This window comes from Lyngbya sp. PCC 8106, assembly GCF_000169095.1.
Lineage (GTDB): Bacteria > Cyanobacteriota > Cyanobacteriia > Cyanobacteriales > Microcoleaceae > Capilliphycus.
This window is the reverse complement of the sequence record NZ_AAVU01000014.1, coordinates 54,315-69,417: the sequence shown is the minus strand read 5'-3', so window position 1 is coordinate 69,417 and position 15,103 is coordinate 54,315. Positions and strand designations below refer to the sequence as shown.

Below are 15,103 nucleotides of genomic sequence, written 5' to 3'. Positions count from 1 at the left end.
GCTTACTCACGGAAATGGGTTTGTTGAACTGAAATAGCGGGCGTCACGGCATAGGTATTGCGTCCGCTTTGTTTTGCTTGGTAGAGGGCTTCATCGGCGAGTTGGATCAGGCATTGGGGAGAACAACTAGAAGTCGGAATCAGACTACTCACTCCCAAACTAATTGTCACAATCGGGCTAATTTGAGAATCTGCATGGGGGATTTGCAACTCTAAAATACAGGTGCGAATCCGTTCCGCCACAGCAATAGCGCCTGGGGTATCAGTGTAGGGTAAAATAATCGCGAATTCTTCTCCCCCGTAGCGGGCAACGATATCTGCTGCTCGTTGCATAGACTGATAAAGCGTTTGAGCCACTTGAATTAAACAATCATCTCCAGCTAAATGACCGTAACAATCGTTATATCGTTTAAAATAATCAACGTCGCACAAAATCAATGACAAGGGTAACTGGAGTCGTTGCATCCGTTGCCATTCTTGTTGTAAGTGATAGTCAAAATGCCGACGATTGGCGATTTGAGTCAACCCATCAAGATTGGCTAACAATTCGAGTTCTTGGTTTGCCCGTTGAAGTTTTTGTTTGAGTTGGGCTTGTTGTAGAGAAGAACTGAGTTGAGTCGCTACGGCTTGAATTAATTCAACTATCCGACTTTGATAGGGAATAGCTTGAGTGTGATAAAAGACTAATATTGCCAGCAACTTTTCAGACTCGACAACAGGGACACCAAAAACGGCCTTGAGTCCAGCATCGACAACCAGTTGAGTTCGCAGATAAACTGGCTCCGAACAAGTCGAACAATCTTCTATCCATTCGGGTTTATGAGATTGCCAAATTCGTCCCGGTAATCCTTCGCCAGAGGCAAAGGTAATCAAGCGACTTTGCTTTTGAAATCTCTCGAAAGCAGCAGAACAACTTTGGAACTGAGGAATATATTCTAATACACCTTTGTCTGGGTTGGGTAGCCAACCCTCGCCATAGTCCCAACAAATATTTTGACAGATAACATCTAAAATACTACTAATTGCTTCTTCGAGGGTTTGTGACTTTTCTATCGCCCAAATTGCTTGGAGTAAAAATTGGGTTTCATGTTGCGCCTGTTGTAATTGTTCGTTTTGCTGAATTAACTCCTGATTTTTGTGTTGAAGTTGCCGTTGTAACGTTTGTAGAGAAATTTGGTAACGAATTCGGGCCAGGACTTCTTCTGTGATAAAGGGTTTGGTTATATAATCATTTCCACCGACTTGAAATCCTTTGACTTTATTGCTGCCATCATCTAACGCACTCATAAAAATTACGGGAATATTCTCGGTTTCTCGATTGGCTTTTAACTGTTGACACACGGTAAAGCCATCAAGATCTGGCATCATAATATCAAGTAAAATCAAGTCTGGCTGAAAACGGCTTAAACTTAATAGTGCTAATTTTCCACTATTGGCAAATCGGACATCATAGCCCTGTTGAACTAAAATATCTTGCAGTAGACGTAAATTTTCGGGTAAATCATCTACAACTAGAATTTTTGCTCTTGTTACCTGAACTGACGGTTCACTTGAAGATGTCATGAATTATTTTCCTGAGTTGCGAGTAGTTGAAGAATGGGTTCATAGTTGAAGTTTTCAGTCTGAAATTTTAGATAGTTTGCTAGGTTTTCGTGTTCGGGTAAAATTTCTCTAATGAGATGATTGATTTCTTCTCCATCGAGTGAGAGTACCGCTTCCTGTAGCCTCGATTTCCATTCAGATGATAACGTTGCCAGTTGAGACTGAGTTTGTGATAAATCATTTTCCCAATTCACGGTTTGGGATGCCTGGTGAATCTGTTTATAAAGATACTGTACTCCCAGATATTCTGTCATTTTATTCAAGATCACCGTCACTTGTAAAGGCTTATAAACAAAATCATCACAACCGGCTTGGAGGGCGGCTTCTTTTTGATAGTTATAGGCACTTGCAGTTAAGGCAATAATCACCGTTCGAGGGGAAGCAGATGCTTGATTTTGTTGTTCGAGTTGGCGAATTTGCCGTATTGCTTCATAGCCATCTAGAACAGGCATTTTCAAGTCCATCCAAATCAAGTCAGGTTGAAAATTTTGCCATTGATCAATGGCTTCTAAACCGTTGTTTGCCGTTTGCAGTTCAAACCCCACAGGTGTCAAAATTTGTTCTAAGAGTTGGCGATTGTATGGCTCGTCATCTACAATTAAAATTCGATAAAGAGGTTGGTTGGGTTGTAAGCCAATCACTTGACTTTGTGAAGAATTTTCAGGGATAATCTCTGCAATATCAACAGGTAAAGCGGGCATTTCAAGATCAAATACGGTTCCGACTCGGGGCTGAGAATGAACTTCTATTTTACCTCCAAATAGTTTAATATAACCCTTACAAATTGCCAAACCCAAACCTGTTCCTTGCTGAGATTGAATTCCAGATTGAGTTTGTACAAATGGACTGAATAAATTATCGATTTCGTCAGGTTCGATGCCGACACCTGTATCACTGACTCGAAAATGCAGTTGTACTGGAAGGGTTTCAGTTCCTATCAAACAAACCGGAGAAGTCTCACTCAAGTCAGCTTCGAGGCAGACAGTACCTTTCTGAGTAAATTTTATCGCATTACTGAGCAGGTTAATTAAAATTTGACGTAACTTAACCCGATCAGTTTGAATATAACGAGGGAGGTTAGGATTAATTATAACGGTTAATTTTAGATTTTTTTGAGATGCTTTGATTCTAAATAAATCTTGAAGTTCTTCGATTAACTTCCACAAATCAAAAGGTTCTTGGATTAAAATAATTTTTCCAGCTTCTATTTTAGATAAATCTAGAATCTCGTTAATTAACCCTAATAAATGTTCTCCACTGCGTTGAATAATATTCAGATTATTTTGTTGTTGTGTTGTTAGGTTAGAACTCCCATTTATAACTTGAGTAAAACCAAGAATCGCATTGAGAGGAGAACGTAATTCGTGACTCATGTTAGCTAGAAAAATGCTTTTCGCTTGATTCGCCACTTCAGCCGCTTCTTTGGCTTTCACTAACTCAGTTTCAGCAGCTTTGCGATCGCTAATATCAATGGCAACCCCAACCACACGAGTCACTTCTCCGTCATTATTAACAACTGCTTTCCCTTTAGCCAGCATCCAAATTTTTTCGGGAAAGCCTGTCAACCGATGCTCGACTTGAAACTCTCCTTTAGTTTTGATCGCATTTTCTTTTGCTTCTACAGCGCGATCGCGATCTTCAAAATAAATACCTTCAGGCGCAAATTCTAGGGGATATTTCCAAAAATTTGCTTTCCAATTGTCCGCAATATTTTTACCCCAACCGCTGACTTCTTGACTGATTAAATCTTCTTCCCAACAAATAATTCGCCCCGCTTCTAGGGTGCGGTAAAGCCTTTCTTGACTTTCTTGCAGAGCGATTTCAGCTTGTTTGCCATCGCTAATATCAAGCATCACGCCATGCCAAACTGTTTCGCCATTTTCACGGCGTTTAGGACGAGCGTTATCTAGAATCCATCGAACTTGACCGGACGGTAAAATATATCGCCATTCTTCAGAAAATGGAGTGAGGTTTTGTTTACTTATCGTAGCGGCTTGATTATGTTTTGGAAGATCTTCAGGATGAATTCGCTGCATAATTTGGTTTGCATTTGCGATCGCATCTTTGGCTTCCACTCCAAGCACTTCATGGCAACCTTCACTCAGATATTCAAAAGTCCATGTCTCGTCTAATTCTTCGACTATAGTATACATCACTCCCGGTATATTGCTAGCGATTAATTGGAGTCGTTCTTCAGTTTGGCGTAGAGATTCTTCTGTGAGCTTGAGTGCGGTGAGGTCACGAATACTAACGACAATACCTGTAATCTTGTGATCAAGTTCGCGGTAAGGAGTATAGGTAATGCTTATAAATTTTCGTTGACTGTTGTCTGTATCGTTAAACCATCTTTCGTATTGAATGATTTCACCCGTCAAACAAGCTTCAAACTTGGGTTTAACAACTTGTTCAAACAGAGATTCCCCAATAACGTTGCTCACCTGATTTCCCAGGACTTCATCAAGAGATTTATGATACCAGTTGAGATATGCTAAGTTCGCTAAATTATAGGTGTAGTTGCAATCTACTAAGCAGACTGCATCAGAGTTTGCTGCGATAATCCGTTCATATTTTTGCAGATATTTTTCAGATTGCTTGCGTTCACTAATATCTTGAATTTGAGCAATAAAATAAAGGGGTTGTTGCTGTTCATTGCGAACTAATGAACCATTGAGTAATACCCAAACAATCTCTCCGTTTTTATGAAAATATCGCTTTTCCATTTTATAGGTGCGAATTTCACCAGCAATAAGTTGTTTGATATAGTTTAAATCTATCTCTAAATCTTGAGGAAAAGTAATACTTTGAAAGTTGATTGAGAGTAACTCAACTTCAGAATAACCTGTCAGTTCACAGAGAGATTGATTGACTTTAAAAAAATTACCTTCTAAACTAACAAGTGCCTTCCCAATCGCCGCATCATCAAAAGCACGACGAAAACGTTCTTCACTTTCCTGTAGTCTTTGTTCGGCTTGTTTGCGATCATTGATATTCGTTGCAGTCCCAATAATTTGTTTAATATTTCCCTGCGGATCTTGTAATGGTGTTAAAGTCGTCAAAAACCATCTTTCCTCACCTTTAAAAAACAAATGTTCTTCAAAAGTAATACTTTCTTGGGCATCTAAACAGGTTAGAAATTTCTGATTAACCTGATTTGCAACTGCGGTTGGCATAAATTCATTTGCTGTTTTTCCTTGAATTTCTGAAGTTGAAAAACCGGAAAACCTTTCAGCCGCAGGATTATAACTGACATAACGAAATATTCCATTTTCTACTACATCAAGTACAAAAATGGCTTGTTCAACTCCTTCATAAATACTCTGTAAAAATTGTGTTTTTTCTTTTAATTCTTGATTGAGTTGTTTAAGTTGGGTTGGACTAGGTAATGCCAAAGCTAGAGGAATAATCGAGATCAACTTAAAGGCTGTGATTATGGAAACAATAGCAGTTAAGGCTTTGGTTAATCCCGAAATCCAATAAATCGGATACCAGAGTGTAATAATACCGATAAAATGAGTAGTACCACAAGTAATAATAAAGGCTGCAAATAGAAACCAAACCACTCTAAAAGGTGTATCTTGGCGTTGCTTGAGTAAGCCTAGTAAAGCAATGGGAATGAAGTAATAGCTTAAACCAATCAAAGCATCTGATATCAGATGTAAGCTAACGAGAGAAGGTTGCCATAGATAACAATGCCCGTGAGGAATATAAATGTTAGATAATAGAATAGAGTTTAACATTATCTGACGGGTAATGATTGGAATTTAAAACAAGGGGACTGTTCTCTATATCATAGCTGATCAATCTTAATTAAACTCATCCAATCAATTTTTGTTGATAGTTCTTTACAGAAAATATGTGAATCAATTCTTAACTTCTAGTCATATTTAGTTTTTTGTTGACGAAGTATAAAAATTATTACGGTAAGTTGTTAATACTTTACCTGTAATTTCTTGTCTAAACCAAGATGTATTTATCGATAAAGAGTTCAGCGTTTTTGCTTCAACCTTCCAAGAGGTTTGAGGAGAAAACAATGCCAGTTCCGCCGGTTTACCATTGGCAATTCTTGTCGGTTTTTCTCCAAGACATTTGAGGGGTTTTGTACTCAAAGCTTGCCACAATTCTAACGCTGACCACTGACCCGAACTCACAAAAGTTTGCCAGAGTAAAGGTAACGCTAATTCTAGCCCAATAGAACCGGCTGGCGCATCCGCAAAAGCAACTGTTTTTTCTTCGTAAGTGTAGGGGGTATGATCAATGGCGATCGCATCAATTACCCCAGATTTTACCCCTTGAATTAAAGCCATTTGGTCTTCAAGAGTTCCTAAAGGTGGATCGAGGTTTAAGTTGGGATCGTAAGGGATCATTGAAAAGGGTAAACCCTGATTTTTGCCGCAAATAGCTTGAGTATTGAGTAATAAATGTAGCCAAGTTGTACTGGCTGTAATTGGTAATTTTCTGGCTTTAGCATCTCGAATTAATTCTACACTCCGAGCCGTTGAAACTCGCATAAAATGAACCGGAGTTTGAGTCGCGGCGACGATTTCAAGAATAGTAGAAATAGCGGTTGTTTCTGCATAAGCAGGAATTCCTGGTAAACCACTCAAAATCGATTCATTTCCCTCGCGCATCACCCCATTACTCGCGAGTTGGCGATCGCAAGCATACAAAGCAACAGGCTGATTCAACGGCTTTAAATATTCCAGTAATCGTCGCAATAATATCAAATCTTGAATCGGTTGACCATCTGCAAAACCAATAATATCTGTTGTGGCTAATTCTGACAGTTGACTCATTTGTTTTCCGGCGACACCTTGCGTTAAAGCACCCCAAAGATAAACTTGACAAGCAGGCGTATTTTGGGCGAGACGATGAATTAAACTCACCGTTGCGGGATTATCAACAGGCGGAATAGAATCCGGTAAAAGGGCGATGCGAGTAAATCCTCCTGCGGTTGCGGCGTCAATCAAAGAAGAAATTGTTTCTCGTTCTTCAAAACCTGGTTCTCCCGTGTGGCTATATAAATCTACTAAACCTGGGCCTAATATTAAACCTTTGGCGTCTTGAACTTCAACATCAGACGAGGGAGAAAGATTCGTTTGAATTGCGCTAATAACACCCTCTTTAATTAAAATATCTGCAACAGTATCGGTTCCAGATTCGGGGTCAAGTATTCTAACATTTTGAAGCAGTTCATGGGTCATAATTTAAGTTTAGAGTTGAGAATTGAAATTTCTAGTTTGAAGAAAGATTGATGGGCGCAAGAAAGATTGATGGGCGCAAGAAAGATTGATGGGCGCAAGAAAGATTGATGGGCGCAAGAAAGATTGATGGGCGCAAGAAAGATTGATGGGCGCAAGCCTTGCGCCCCTACTTTATAATGCTCCGGCGGCGGTTTTATCCAAAATTCCCTCAAATAAATGAGTAGTAATATTAGATGCTTGTAAAACCGGATCACCGTTAATTCCATTCGGATAATCAATCACGGTTACAGCCCCATTCCCTTGTTTAAAGTTCCAAAAATTATCAGGAGGTAAGTTAAAAACTTGAGCGAGAATGGCTTTATTAACTGCATCGTGAGCAACAACAAGTCCAGTAACAGGTTGTTGATCGTAGGCTTTGACAATACGCTTCCAAGCGATTTCTACACGACTCCAAATGTCTTGTAAATTCTCTCCTTCTGGCATTTGAACCGTTTCGGGAGCGACTTTCCATTGTTGCAAAAGTCCGGGATAAAGTTGTTCAATTTCGGCTTCAAATTTCCCTTCCCATAAACCGTGACTAATTTCCCACAAATCTGCATCAAGTTGTAACTCAAGATTAGGATGATGTTGGAGAATAATTTCAGCCGTTTCTTTCGGACGAAGTAACGAACTACTGAAGGCAAAATCGAGTTTAACAGTTTTGAGAAATTCAGCGGCTTTGCGGGCTTGTTCTCGACCGTTATCGTTTAAAGGAATATCAATTTGTCCTTGAAATTGTCCATTCCGATTCCACTCTGTTTCCCCATGTCGAACTAATAGAATTCTCGGCCCTTGATGTTCAGGTCGAACCGAGGGAAATTGGTTTCCAACATGATTTGTGAGGTTCAGAGACTGAAGTTGAACCGAGGCAGGTTTAGGAAGTTCTCCCGGTGTAACTTCAGAAAAGTTCAAGACACTAATTCCACAGTTAGATTGTTGAACAGATTGATAATATTTGGCTTCTATTCCTAAAGCTGTAGCAATTAATGACCGATTAATTCCATTATGAGCGACAATTAAAACTGTTTGATCTTGATGACGAGCTAAAGTTTCTCGCCAAAATTTTCGGGCTTGTTCAAATACGGCTAAGACTGGAAAATGCTGGCGTTCTCCCTCGGGTTCAGAAAGAACCATAAAAAATTCGTGAGGACGTTCGTGCCAACATTGATAGTCTTGGGAATATTTTTCCATCACATTTTGACGCAATAAACCCTCCCACAATGGAAGATCAATTTCCATCAAAAGTTGGGTGGGTTGTAGTTGCGGAGGTGTTTTCAAGCGGGATACCACCAGTTCAGCCGTTTGTTTGGCGCGTTTGAGAGGGCTACAATAAATCGCATCAAATGTTAAATTAGCGAGAGTATCTCCCACTTGATTAGCTGCATTACAGCCTTTTTCTGTTAAAACAGAATCATCGAGGCGACCTTGAATGCGATGTTGAGCATTGTAGGTACTTTGACCATGGCGAACAAGAATTACACGGGTTGTCATTACTCTAGATGTGTGGATGTGTGATGGTTGAACAAGGAAAGCCGATTAAAGCCAGAAGCATTTTACCTTGTTTTTGTAACTCGTTCACATCTAAAGTTCAACCCAAAAATCCGGGTGCTTCTAAAAAGCAGATTTTTCAACGGGTTTTTTTGAATTTGGGATTTTATTACTGATATTGATTCATCACATCTTTGACTAACATTTCTCTAAACCAAACCTGTAAGACAGCGACGAGAGGAATGGCTAAAAGTAGACCCAAAGTTCCAAAAAAGATGGTAAAGATAACTTGAGATAATAACGTGATTGCCGGCAGTAAAGAAACTTCGTGTTTCATCACAAGAGGCGTTAAAATATTACTTTCAATTTGTTGAATGGCGATATAAAGACCAATCACCGCTAGGGCTTTCCAGGGGGCATCCATCAGGGCAAGTAAAGCGGGTGGAATCACACTAATAGTTGGGCCGATATTGGGAATAAAGGTTAAAAATCCGGCAAGTAAAGCATTGACTAAAGCCAGTCTAATCCCTAATATCCATAAGCCAATACCACTTAGAAGTGTAATTACGGTCATGTTAAATAAAAGACCAACTAAAGCACCCACTACGTTTTGTTCACACTCGTTTAAAATCTCATTAACCCGAGGGCGATAAAAAGCCGGAAATATCAAAATAAAGTTACGTCGGTAGGGCGTGGGATCACTCAATAACATAATTGTCACCGCAATTACAAGCACAACGTTTAAAGTAATTCCTAATGAAGTTGAAAATAAGCTAAAAACGTTATTAAATAACCCAAAACCCGGATCGGGTATTTGTTCAAGCAGACGTTCAGGACTTTGTAAATTACCAAAAATTCGGGAAGGAATGAGATCTTGTAAACCCAGGTACCAGGTTTTAAGCTGTTCAAATCCCATCGGAACTTGTGTAATTAATTCTTGCCATTGGTCTATCACGGGTGGTACAATAATTGAGACAAATCCCGCTAAAACTAAGAAAAGAAAAAATACGGAGATCCCAACAGCGACACCTCGTTTCATTCCTTGTTTCTGGAGAAGCTTTACAATCCGGTTAATGGCTGTGGCTAAAATAATAGCAGTAAAAGCAAGTAAGAGAACTTGTCTAATTTTCCACAAGATATAAAGGGAAATTAAGAAGCAGATAATTCCAATTGTTTTCCCGAATGTCACAGTTTCACCCTTCCCCACTCACTAACTAAATTGTATTGGCTTGAATAAAATTTTAGGGTTTTAACCTAAATGTAAAATTATCTATAATCTGATTGAATTAATAACTCAATTAAACTAAAATCTTTAAGAAAAGAAGGAAATAACTTAAACTCCATAGTTCTAGCTATTCCTTCACGTTAGGATGAATTATTCGGCATTTATTTTATTTGCTGAATCTCCCTCGTAGGGTTGAAATCCGGTTTCTGGATATTGATCTGTATTACTGCTAAAGATTCGTTTTGCGCCTAACCAGATATATTCAAATACTTCCTGAAATCGTCGAGTTATATTACTCATTTGTGTATTCCTCCGTCTTTAAATAATCAATCCTTCTAAATTTGTTTCTATTTTTAGGATTATAATAAACTTTTTTTTAATTAACTAAGTTAACTAAAAATAAAATCTATTTCCAACCCATAACTGACAAATCTAGAATATTTTTTGAGATTGGTTTTATCATCTTTGTACCTGTATTTTAAGGGTTGATGGTATTCAATTCATCTATCGAATGATAGACTTTACTCAGCTTTTGACTGAAATTTATAACAGAAGTCAAACTCAGAATCCCTAAATCCGAAAATTTGATCTTGTTTCTCTGTGAAGTTCATAGAATATTTGATCGCGTTTCACTCTCGGTCTGAGAACTCTTTCGGGGGATAGAGGAATTACAGCTACTGATTTTTATAAAATAGAGATTAGCTGCAAGTAAGTCTCTAATTTTTATTATTCTAGTTTAGTTTTTAAAATTTTAAAACTTTTACAAGCTGCCAAAACCTGTTCAATTTAGTTGTCGGAGATGATGATGCAATTTTCAATAAATAGAAATTCTCAAAAGCAAATTTTTAGAGTATTATCTGCGGGAATGTTAGCAACCGTTTGTTCTCTGGGAATTACAGGGTGTCAGTCTCCCAACCAAACCCTGACCAACTCCGATAACGAAGCCTTAGAAACTGAACCTGACATCAACGAAACCGAAATGGTGGTGAGTGAAGATCCCTTTACTGATGCGGAAATCACCGAAGCCATTGAACGCGAGTTAGAAATTAGTCGAGGGATTTCACCTGCGAGTATTTTAGTCGCCACAAATGAAGGAATTGTCACCTTATCGGGTTCTGTCAATAATATTTTAGCTCAAGAACGAGCGGAACGAATTGCCAGCATGATCAAAGGAACCCGAGCCGTTATTAATGAGATTAATGTCGAGCCTGTTCCCCGTACTGATGCCGAAATTTTAGAGAATATTAACAGTGCTTTAGTCAATGATCCCGTCACAGAAGTCTGGGAAATAGAACCCGTTGTTAATAACGGAGTCGTGACTTTAGGCGGTGAAGTTGATTCTTGGCAAGAAAAACAACTAGCCAGTCGAGTTGCGAAGGGAGTTGCCGGGGTTAAACAAATCGATAATCAAATCTCAATCAATTACAAAACTCAACGCTCCGTCCCAGAAATTGAGCAAGATATTCAGTCTGCCCTACAATGGGATGCACGAGTTGATAGTCGATTAATTAATGTCGAAGTCGAGGGGAGTCAGGCGATCTTATCGGGAATTGTTGGTAGTGCATTTGAAAAATCTTTAGTCATTACCGATGCTTATGTGATTGGGGTAATGTCAGTTGATGCAAAGAACCTCGAAGTTGAACCCTGGGCTGATGAAGAACGGATGAGAGCAAAAATCCTTCCTGAGTTGGAAGATAGCGCTATTCGAGATGCAGTTCAAGATGCTTTACTCTATGATCCGCGTGTGGCTGCGTTTAACCTCAATGTCGCCGTTGATGAAGGGGCGGTTACGTTATCCGGTACTGTAGATAACCTCAAAGCCAAACGCGCCGCCGCCCAAGATGCCAGAAATACAACTGGGGTTTGGCGAGTTGAAACCAATATTAACGTACAACCCCAAACCGAACTCACAGACAATGAAATTGTTGAGAATATCATCACCCGACTACAACGAGATCCCTATGTCAACCGTCAAGAGATTGGTGTGACTGTAGAAGAAGGTATTGCTAGACTCAATGGTCGTGTAGAATCTTATTTTGAAAAATGGCAAGCCGGAGATGTCGCCGCCTTAGCCCAAGGTGTAACAGACGTGATTAACCAGTTGGAAGTTAGCTATAACTTACCTGCGGAGGAAACATCTTTTTATGATTGGGACCCGATCACCGAAGACTATGACTACAATTACGACAACTCGATTTTCTCAGATCGTAGTGATGAAGCCCTCGCCACCGCAATAGATGCTCAGTTATTATGGTCTCCCTTTGTAGATGAACAACAAGTAGAAGTTTCCGTCGATGATGGAGTTGCCCGTTTGACTGGAACCGTTGATAGTTGGTATGAACACGCCCAAGCCACAGAAGAAGCCTATGAAGGGGGTGCAGTAACAGTGATGAATAATTTAGAAGTTTCGCCAAACTCCAACCCATTAAATTGAGTTGACTCGCAGTTGTCCGGAATTTCTTCAAACTTTCATCGACAACTTGATCGATCCCTGATCCAGTTATGCTAATTTATGGTGGGATCGTTTATGTGTTTTTGCAGGTTGGCTTGGTATCCATCCGGTTTTACTCTCGTCTGTGAGTAGAAAGCAATAACTACAAACCGTCTCACTGTTTACGTCTAATATTTGGCATCAAATCGACTCAATGACAGAAAACAATCCTTCTTTACGCAAAATTCCCGTCCATGAACCTGCTGATGTAATTCCCTCAAAGCAGCACGTTTCCCTGTTAGAGTGGCTACAAGCAACGAATCGTTTGATTCCTCGGGATAATGTTCAGGAATCTAGCACTAATTATGTTAACCCAGAAGAGGAGATTTCAGAATTGATTGTTGATGAGAATTCCTACGATGACGATGACGACGACGATGATGATGCACTCGAAGATTAGGAAAAATTATCTATCTAGCAGGCGTTGCACTTCTGCCGTATTATAAGGGTGCAACAACGGCTAGGGGTAGTCATCAAAACTTAAACTCCCGGTTTGTAGTTGGTGTTGAGGATTAATTTTATTTATTTCCGTGGATAGTTTATTTTCACCAATTCGCTCATCAAATTTATCAGGACGTCATCTCTGGACGTTACTGACTCTAGGATTGAGTGCTTTTGCGATCAGTCTGGATCTGACAGCAGATCGCTTTCTCAATCCTCAAACTTCTCTCTTTCTTCCTTTAGCCGTCTGTGGGCTGATCGCTGCGGCTTTAGGGCATTGGGTCATTCCGCTCCTGGTTCGGATTAAAGCCGGACAATTTATCCGAGAAGATGGCCCGCAAGCACACCTAAAAAAAGCAGGTACTCCCACCATGGGGGGGATCTTTTTTATTCCGGTTGGGGTAATCGGGGGTTTGATTTGGTCAGGATTTCACCCCAATGTGATTGCTATTTCGAGTTTAACTCTCGCTTACGGATTTGTCGGTTGGTTGGATGACTGGCAAATTCTCAGACGAAAATCCAATAAAGGCATTTCTCCTCAAATGAAGTTAGCCTTGCAAGTTGGGTTAGCAACATTATTTGGTTTGGCATTAGCAACTCGGGGAGTGGCAAGTCTATCTCTCCAATCTTCTGAAATTTCAACCGTTGCTCTACCATTTGGGTTAGCCTTACCTTTAGGCTGGTTATTTTGGCCATTGGCTGTTTTTGTTCCGGTTGCCGAAAGTAACGCCACAAACTTGACTGATGGTGTTGATGGTTTGATGGGTGGACTAGGGGCGATTACTCTTTTTGGACTCGGGGCTTATCTTGCGCCGACTTCCCCAGAATTAATGGTATTTTGTGCTTGTCTGAGTGGGAGTTGTTTGGGGTTTGTCAGCCACAACCGCAATCCCGCTAAAGTATTTATGGGAGATACTGGTTCACTGGCCCTCGGTGGGGCGTTAGCGGCCGTTGCTTTACTCAGTAACACACTCTGGATGCTGTTGATTATCAGTGGGATTTTCTTGATCGAAACGGTGTCTGTAATCGCTCAGGTAAGCTACTATAAAGCAACGAAAAACCCCGATGGCATTGGTAAGCGTCTGTTTAGAATGGCACCGTTGCATCATCATCTAGAACTGTGCGGTTGGTCAGAAACTCAGGTTGTCGGAATATTTTATTTGATTAATGTGATCTTGGTGTTGGTCAGTTTGGTTATGGCTTAGACCCTGAAACTTTTAGCGGATAGAGAGATGTAATCTAGTATACGATTTGCGTTACTTTGAGTGGCTTCAAGGTATTTTCTGAATGTGATACAATCAAAAAACGCGAAAACCAAGCGATTAAAGCATTTAAGGCTTGACATCCCAGAGAATTCTTGTCTAGTGGGCAGCCTGTAAAAAGGTAACTGAGTAAAGCCATCAGTTTTAAATTTCCTGAAAATAGTGGAGTAGAGATCCAAAGTTGTGATTGAAAACTCAATAATAGGTTGGGTTCCAGCCGATTTTCAGCCTGTGGACAGGGTGCTGCCGACAGTCCTGGTTTGAAACAGGAAGCAAACAGTGCAAAAGTGTTGTAATGCGACGTTTTGTACAGGTTTTGTAGAACAGGTTAGAATTAGACTGAAGAATACCTTCTGTCTCGAAGGAGCCAAATCTAAACATGATTAATGTTTCTGTCGTCGTACCGATTTACAACGGCGAGGCAGATTTACCGGATTTAATTCAATGTCTGCGATCGCAAACTTATCAGCCTGATCAAGTCGAGTATTTATTGGTGGATAATAATAGTCGCGATCGCACTGCTGAGATATTGCAAGCCTTCGCAACCGATACCATTCGCCCCCTCTGTGAAAATCAGATTCAGAGTTCCTACGCCGCCCGCAACCAGGGAATTCGCATCGCCCAAGGGGAGATAGTCGCCTTTACAGATGCCGATTGTCGTCCCGAACCCCAATGGTTAGAAAAATTGGTCAAACCGTTTGAGGATGCGGCGATTGGAATTGTAGTGGGGGAAATTGTCGCCTTACCCGGTCAGACGTTACTCGAAAAACACGCTGATCGTCAAGATACTCTCTCCCAAAAGCATACTATTACTCACAAGTTTTTTCCCTACGGTCAAACTGCTAATCTGGCAATTCGTCGCCCTATTTTTGAACAGGTGGGTTTGTTTCGCCCCTATTTAACCACTGGGGGAGATGCCGATATTTGTTGGCGAATTCAACAGCAAACTGAATATCAAGTCTATTTTGCCCAAGACGCAATTATCAAACATAAACATCGGGAAACATTGCGACAATTACGCAGTCAATGGCAACGTTATGGCGAGTCAAACCGCTATTTACACGAACTCTATGGGGTTGATTTGATGCGAGATTTCACACCACAAGATTATCTCTATCGACTGGGGCGTTGGTTGTTAAAAGAAATACCGATTAACAGTATGAAAGCCATTGCTCAAAAAGCCGATTTAGTGGATTTGGCTAGGACTCCCATCGATTTGCTCAATGTGCAAGCCCGTTCACAAGGTCAAAAACAAGCTAAACTATCTGAAAAAGCCAAAGAAATTGCACAACTCTAAAAAGCTTGATTTTACTCAAGTTAACTGAACTAAGCGGTTGATATCAGGGGTTTTGAGT

10 protein-coding genes are annotated in these 15,103 nt (G+C 40.2%); 4 read left to right on the top strand and 6 right to left on the bottom strand.

The window, feature by feature from the left end; translation table 11 throughout:
- Nucleotides 1-2 precede the first annotated feature (2 nt).
- From L8106_RS11485 to L8106_RS32955, 6 genes are all read right to left on the bottom strand, one after another.
- Nucleotides 3-1,562 carry a diguanylate cyclase domain-containing protein gene (locus L8106_RS11485; protein ID WP_009784465.1) on the bottom strand — a complete coding sequence of 520 codons (1,560 nt, stop codon included), beginning with the start codon at nt 1,560-1,562 and terminating at the stop codon, nt 3-5.
- Nucleotides 1,559-5,338 (bottom strand): PAS domain S-box protein, encoded by a 3,780-nt coding sequence (locus L8106_RS29555; protein WP_009784464.1) that lies wholly within the window; start codon nt 5,336-5,338, stop codon nt 1,559-1,561. Before L8106_RS29555 ends, L8106_RS11485 begins: the two co-directional genes overlap by 4 nt.
- 147 nt (nt 5,339-5,485) lie before the next feature.
- Entirely contained in the window at nt 5,486-6,802 is a 1,317-nt protein-coding gene (locus L8106_RS11475) for a dihydroorotase (protein ID WP_009784463.1), read from the bottom strand.
- A 171-nt stretch (nt 6,803-6,973) separates the two neighbouring features.
- Nucleotides 6,974-8,332: a histidine phosphatase family protein gene (locus L8106_RS11470; RefSeq protein ID WP_009784462.1), complete on the bottom strand. Its 1,359-nt coding sequence runs from the start codon at nt 8,330-8,332 to the stop codon at nt 6,974-6,976.
- 166 nt (nt 8,333-8,498) lie between these two features.
- The gene (locus L8106_RS11465) at nt 8,499-9,518 is read right to left on the bottom strand and encodes an AI-2E family transporter (RefSeq protein ID WP_039896092.1); all 1,020 of its coding nucleotides are present in this window, start codon (nt 9,516-9,518) and stop codon (nt 8,499-8,501) included.
- Between the two features lie 186 nt (nt 9,519-9,704).
- Nucleotides 9,705-9,854, bottom strand: a complete 150-nt coding sequence (locus L8106_RS32955) for a hypothetical protein (protein WP_009784459.1) — start codon at nt 9,852-9,854, stop codon at nt 9,705-9,707.
- Nucleotides 9,855-10,359: 505 nt separating this feature from the next.
- Between L8106_RS32955 and L8106_RS11460 the strand changes: the two genes are divergently transcribed.
- From L8106_RS11460 to L8106_RS11445, 4 genes are all read left to right on the top strand, one after another.
- Nucleotides 10,360-11,988 (top strand): BON domain-containing protein, encoded by a 1,629-nt coding sequence (locus tag L8106_RS11460; protein WP_009784458.1) that lies wholly within the window; start codon nt 10,360-10,362, stop codon nt 11,986-11,988.
- A 211-nt stretch (nt 11,989-12,199) separates the two neighbouring features.
- Nucleotides 12,200-12,445, top strand: a complete 246-nt coding sequence (locus L8106_RS11455; RefSeq protein WP_009784457.1) for a DUF3134 domain-containing protein — start codon at nt 12,200-12,202, stop codon at nt 12,443-12,445.
- A 130-nt stretch (nt 12,446-12,575) separates the two neighbouring features.
- The gene (mraY, locus tag L8106_RS11450) at nt 12,576-13,691 is read left to right on the top strand and encodes a phospho-N-acetylmuramoyl-pentapeptide-transferase (RefSeq protein ID WP_009784456.1); all 1,116 of its coding nucleotides are present in this window, start codon (nt 12,576-12,578) and stop codon (nt 13,689-13,691) included.
- 436 nt (nt 13,692-14,127) lie between these two features.
- Entirely contained in the window at nt 14,128-15,045 is a 918-nt protein-coding gene (locus tag L8106_RS11445) for a glycosyltransferase family 2 protein (protein ID WP_009784455.1), read from the top strand.
- Nucleotides 15,046-15,103 lie beyond the last annotated feature (58 nt).

What these genes read in the sequence shown, in the direction of transcription:
- L8106_RS11485 (WP_009784465.1), bottom strand. Translation starts at nt 1,562, where the DNA reads ATGACATCTTCAAGTGAACCGTCAGTTCAGGTAACAAGAGCAAAAATT.
- L8106_RS29555 (WP_009784464.1), bottom strand. Translation starts at nt 5,338, where the DNA reads ATGTTAAACTCTATTCTATTATCTAACATTTATATTCCTCACGGGCAT.
- L8106_RS11475 (WP_009784463.1), bottom strand. Translation starts at nt 6,802, where the DNA reads ATGACCCATGAACTGCTTCAAAATGTTAGAATACTTGACCCCGAATCT.
- L8106_RS11470 (WP_009784462.1), bottom strand. Translation starts at nt 8,332, where the DNA reads ATGACAACCCGTGTAATTCTTGTTCGCCATGGTCAAAGTACCTACAAT.
- L8106_RS32955 (WP_009784459.1), bottom strand. Translation starts at nt 9,854, where the DNA reads ATGAGTAATATAACTCGACGATTTCAGGAAGTATTTGAATATATCTGG.
- L8106_RS11460 (WP_009784458.1), top strand. Translation starts at nt 10,360, where the DNA reads ATGCAATTTTCAATAAATAGAAATTCTCAAAAGCAAATTTTTAGAGTA.
- L8106_RS11455 (WP_009784457.1), top strand. Translation starts at nt 12,200, where the DNA reads ATGACAGAAAACAATCCTTCTTTACGCAAAATTCCCGTCCATGAACCT.
- L8106_RS11445 (WP_009784455.1), top strand. Translation starts at nt 14,128, where the DNA reads ATGATTAATGTTTCTGTCGTCGTACCGATTTACAACGGCGAGGCAGAT.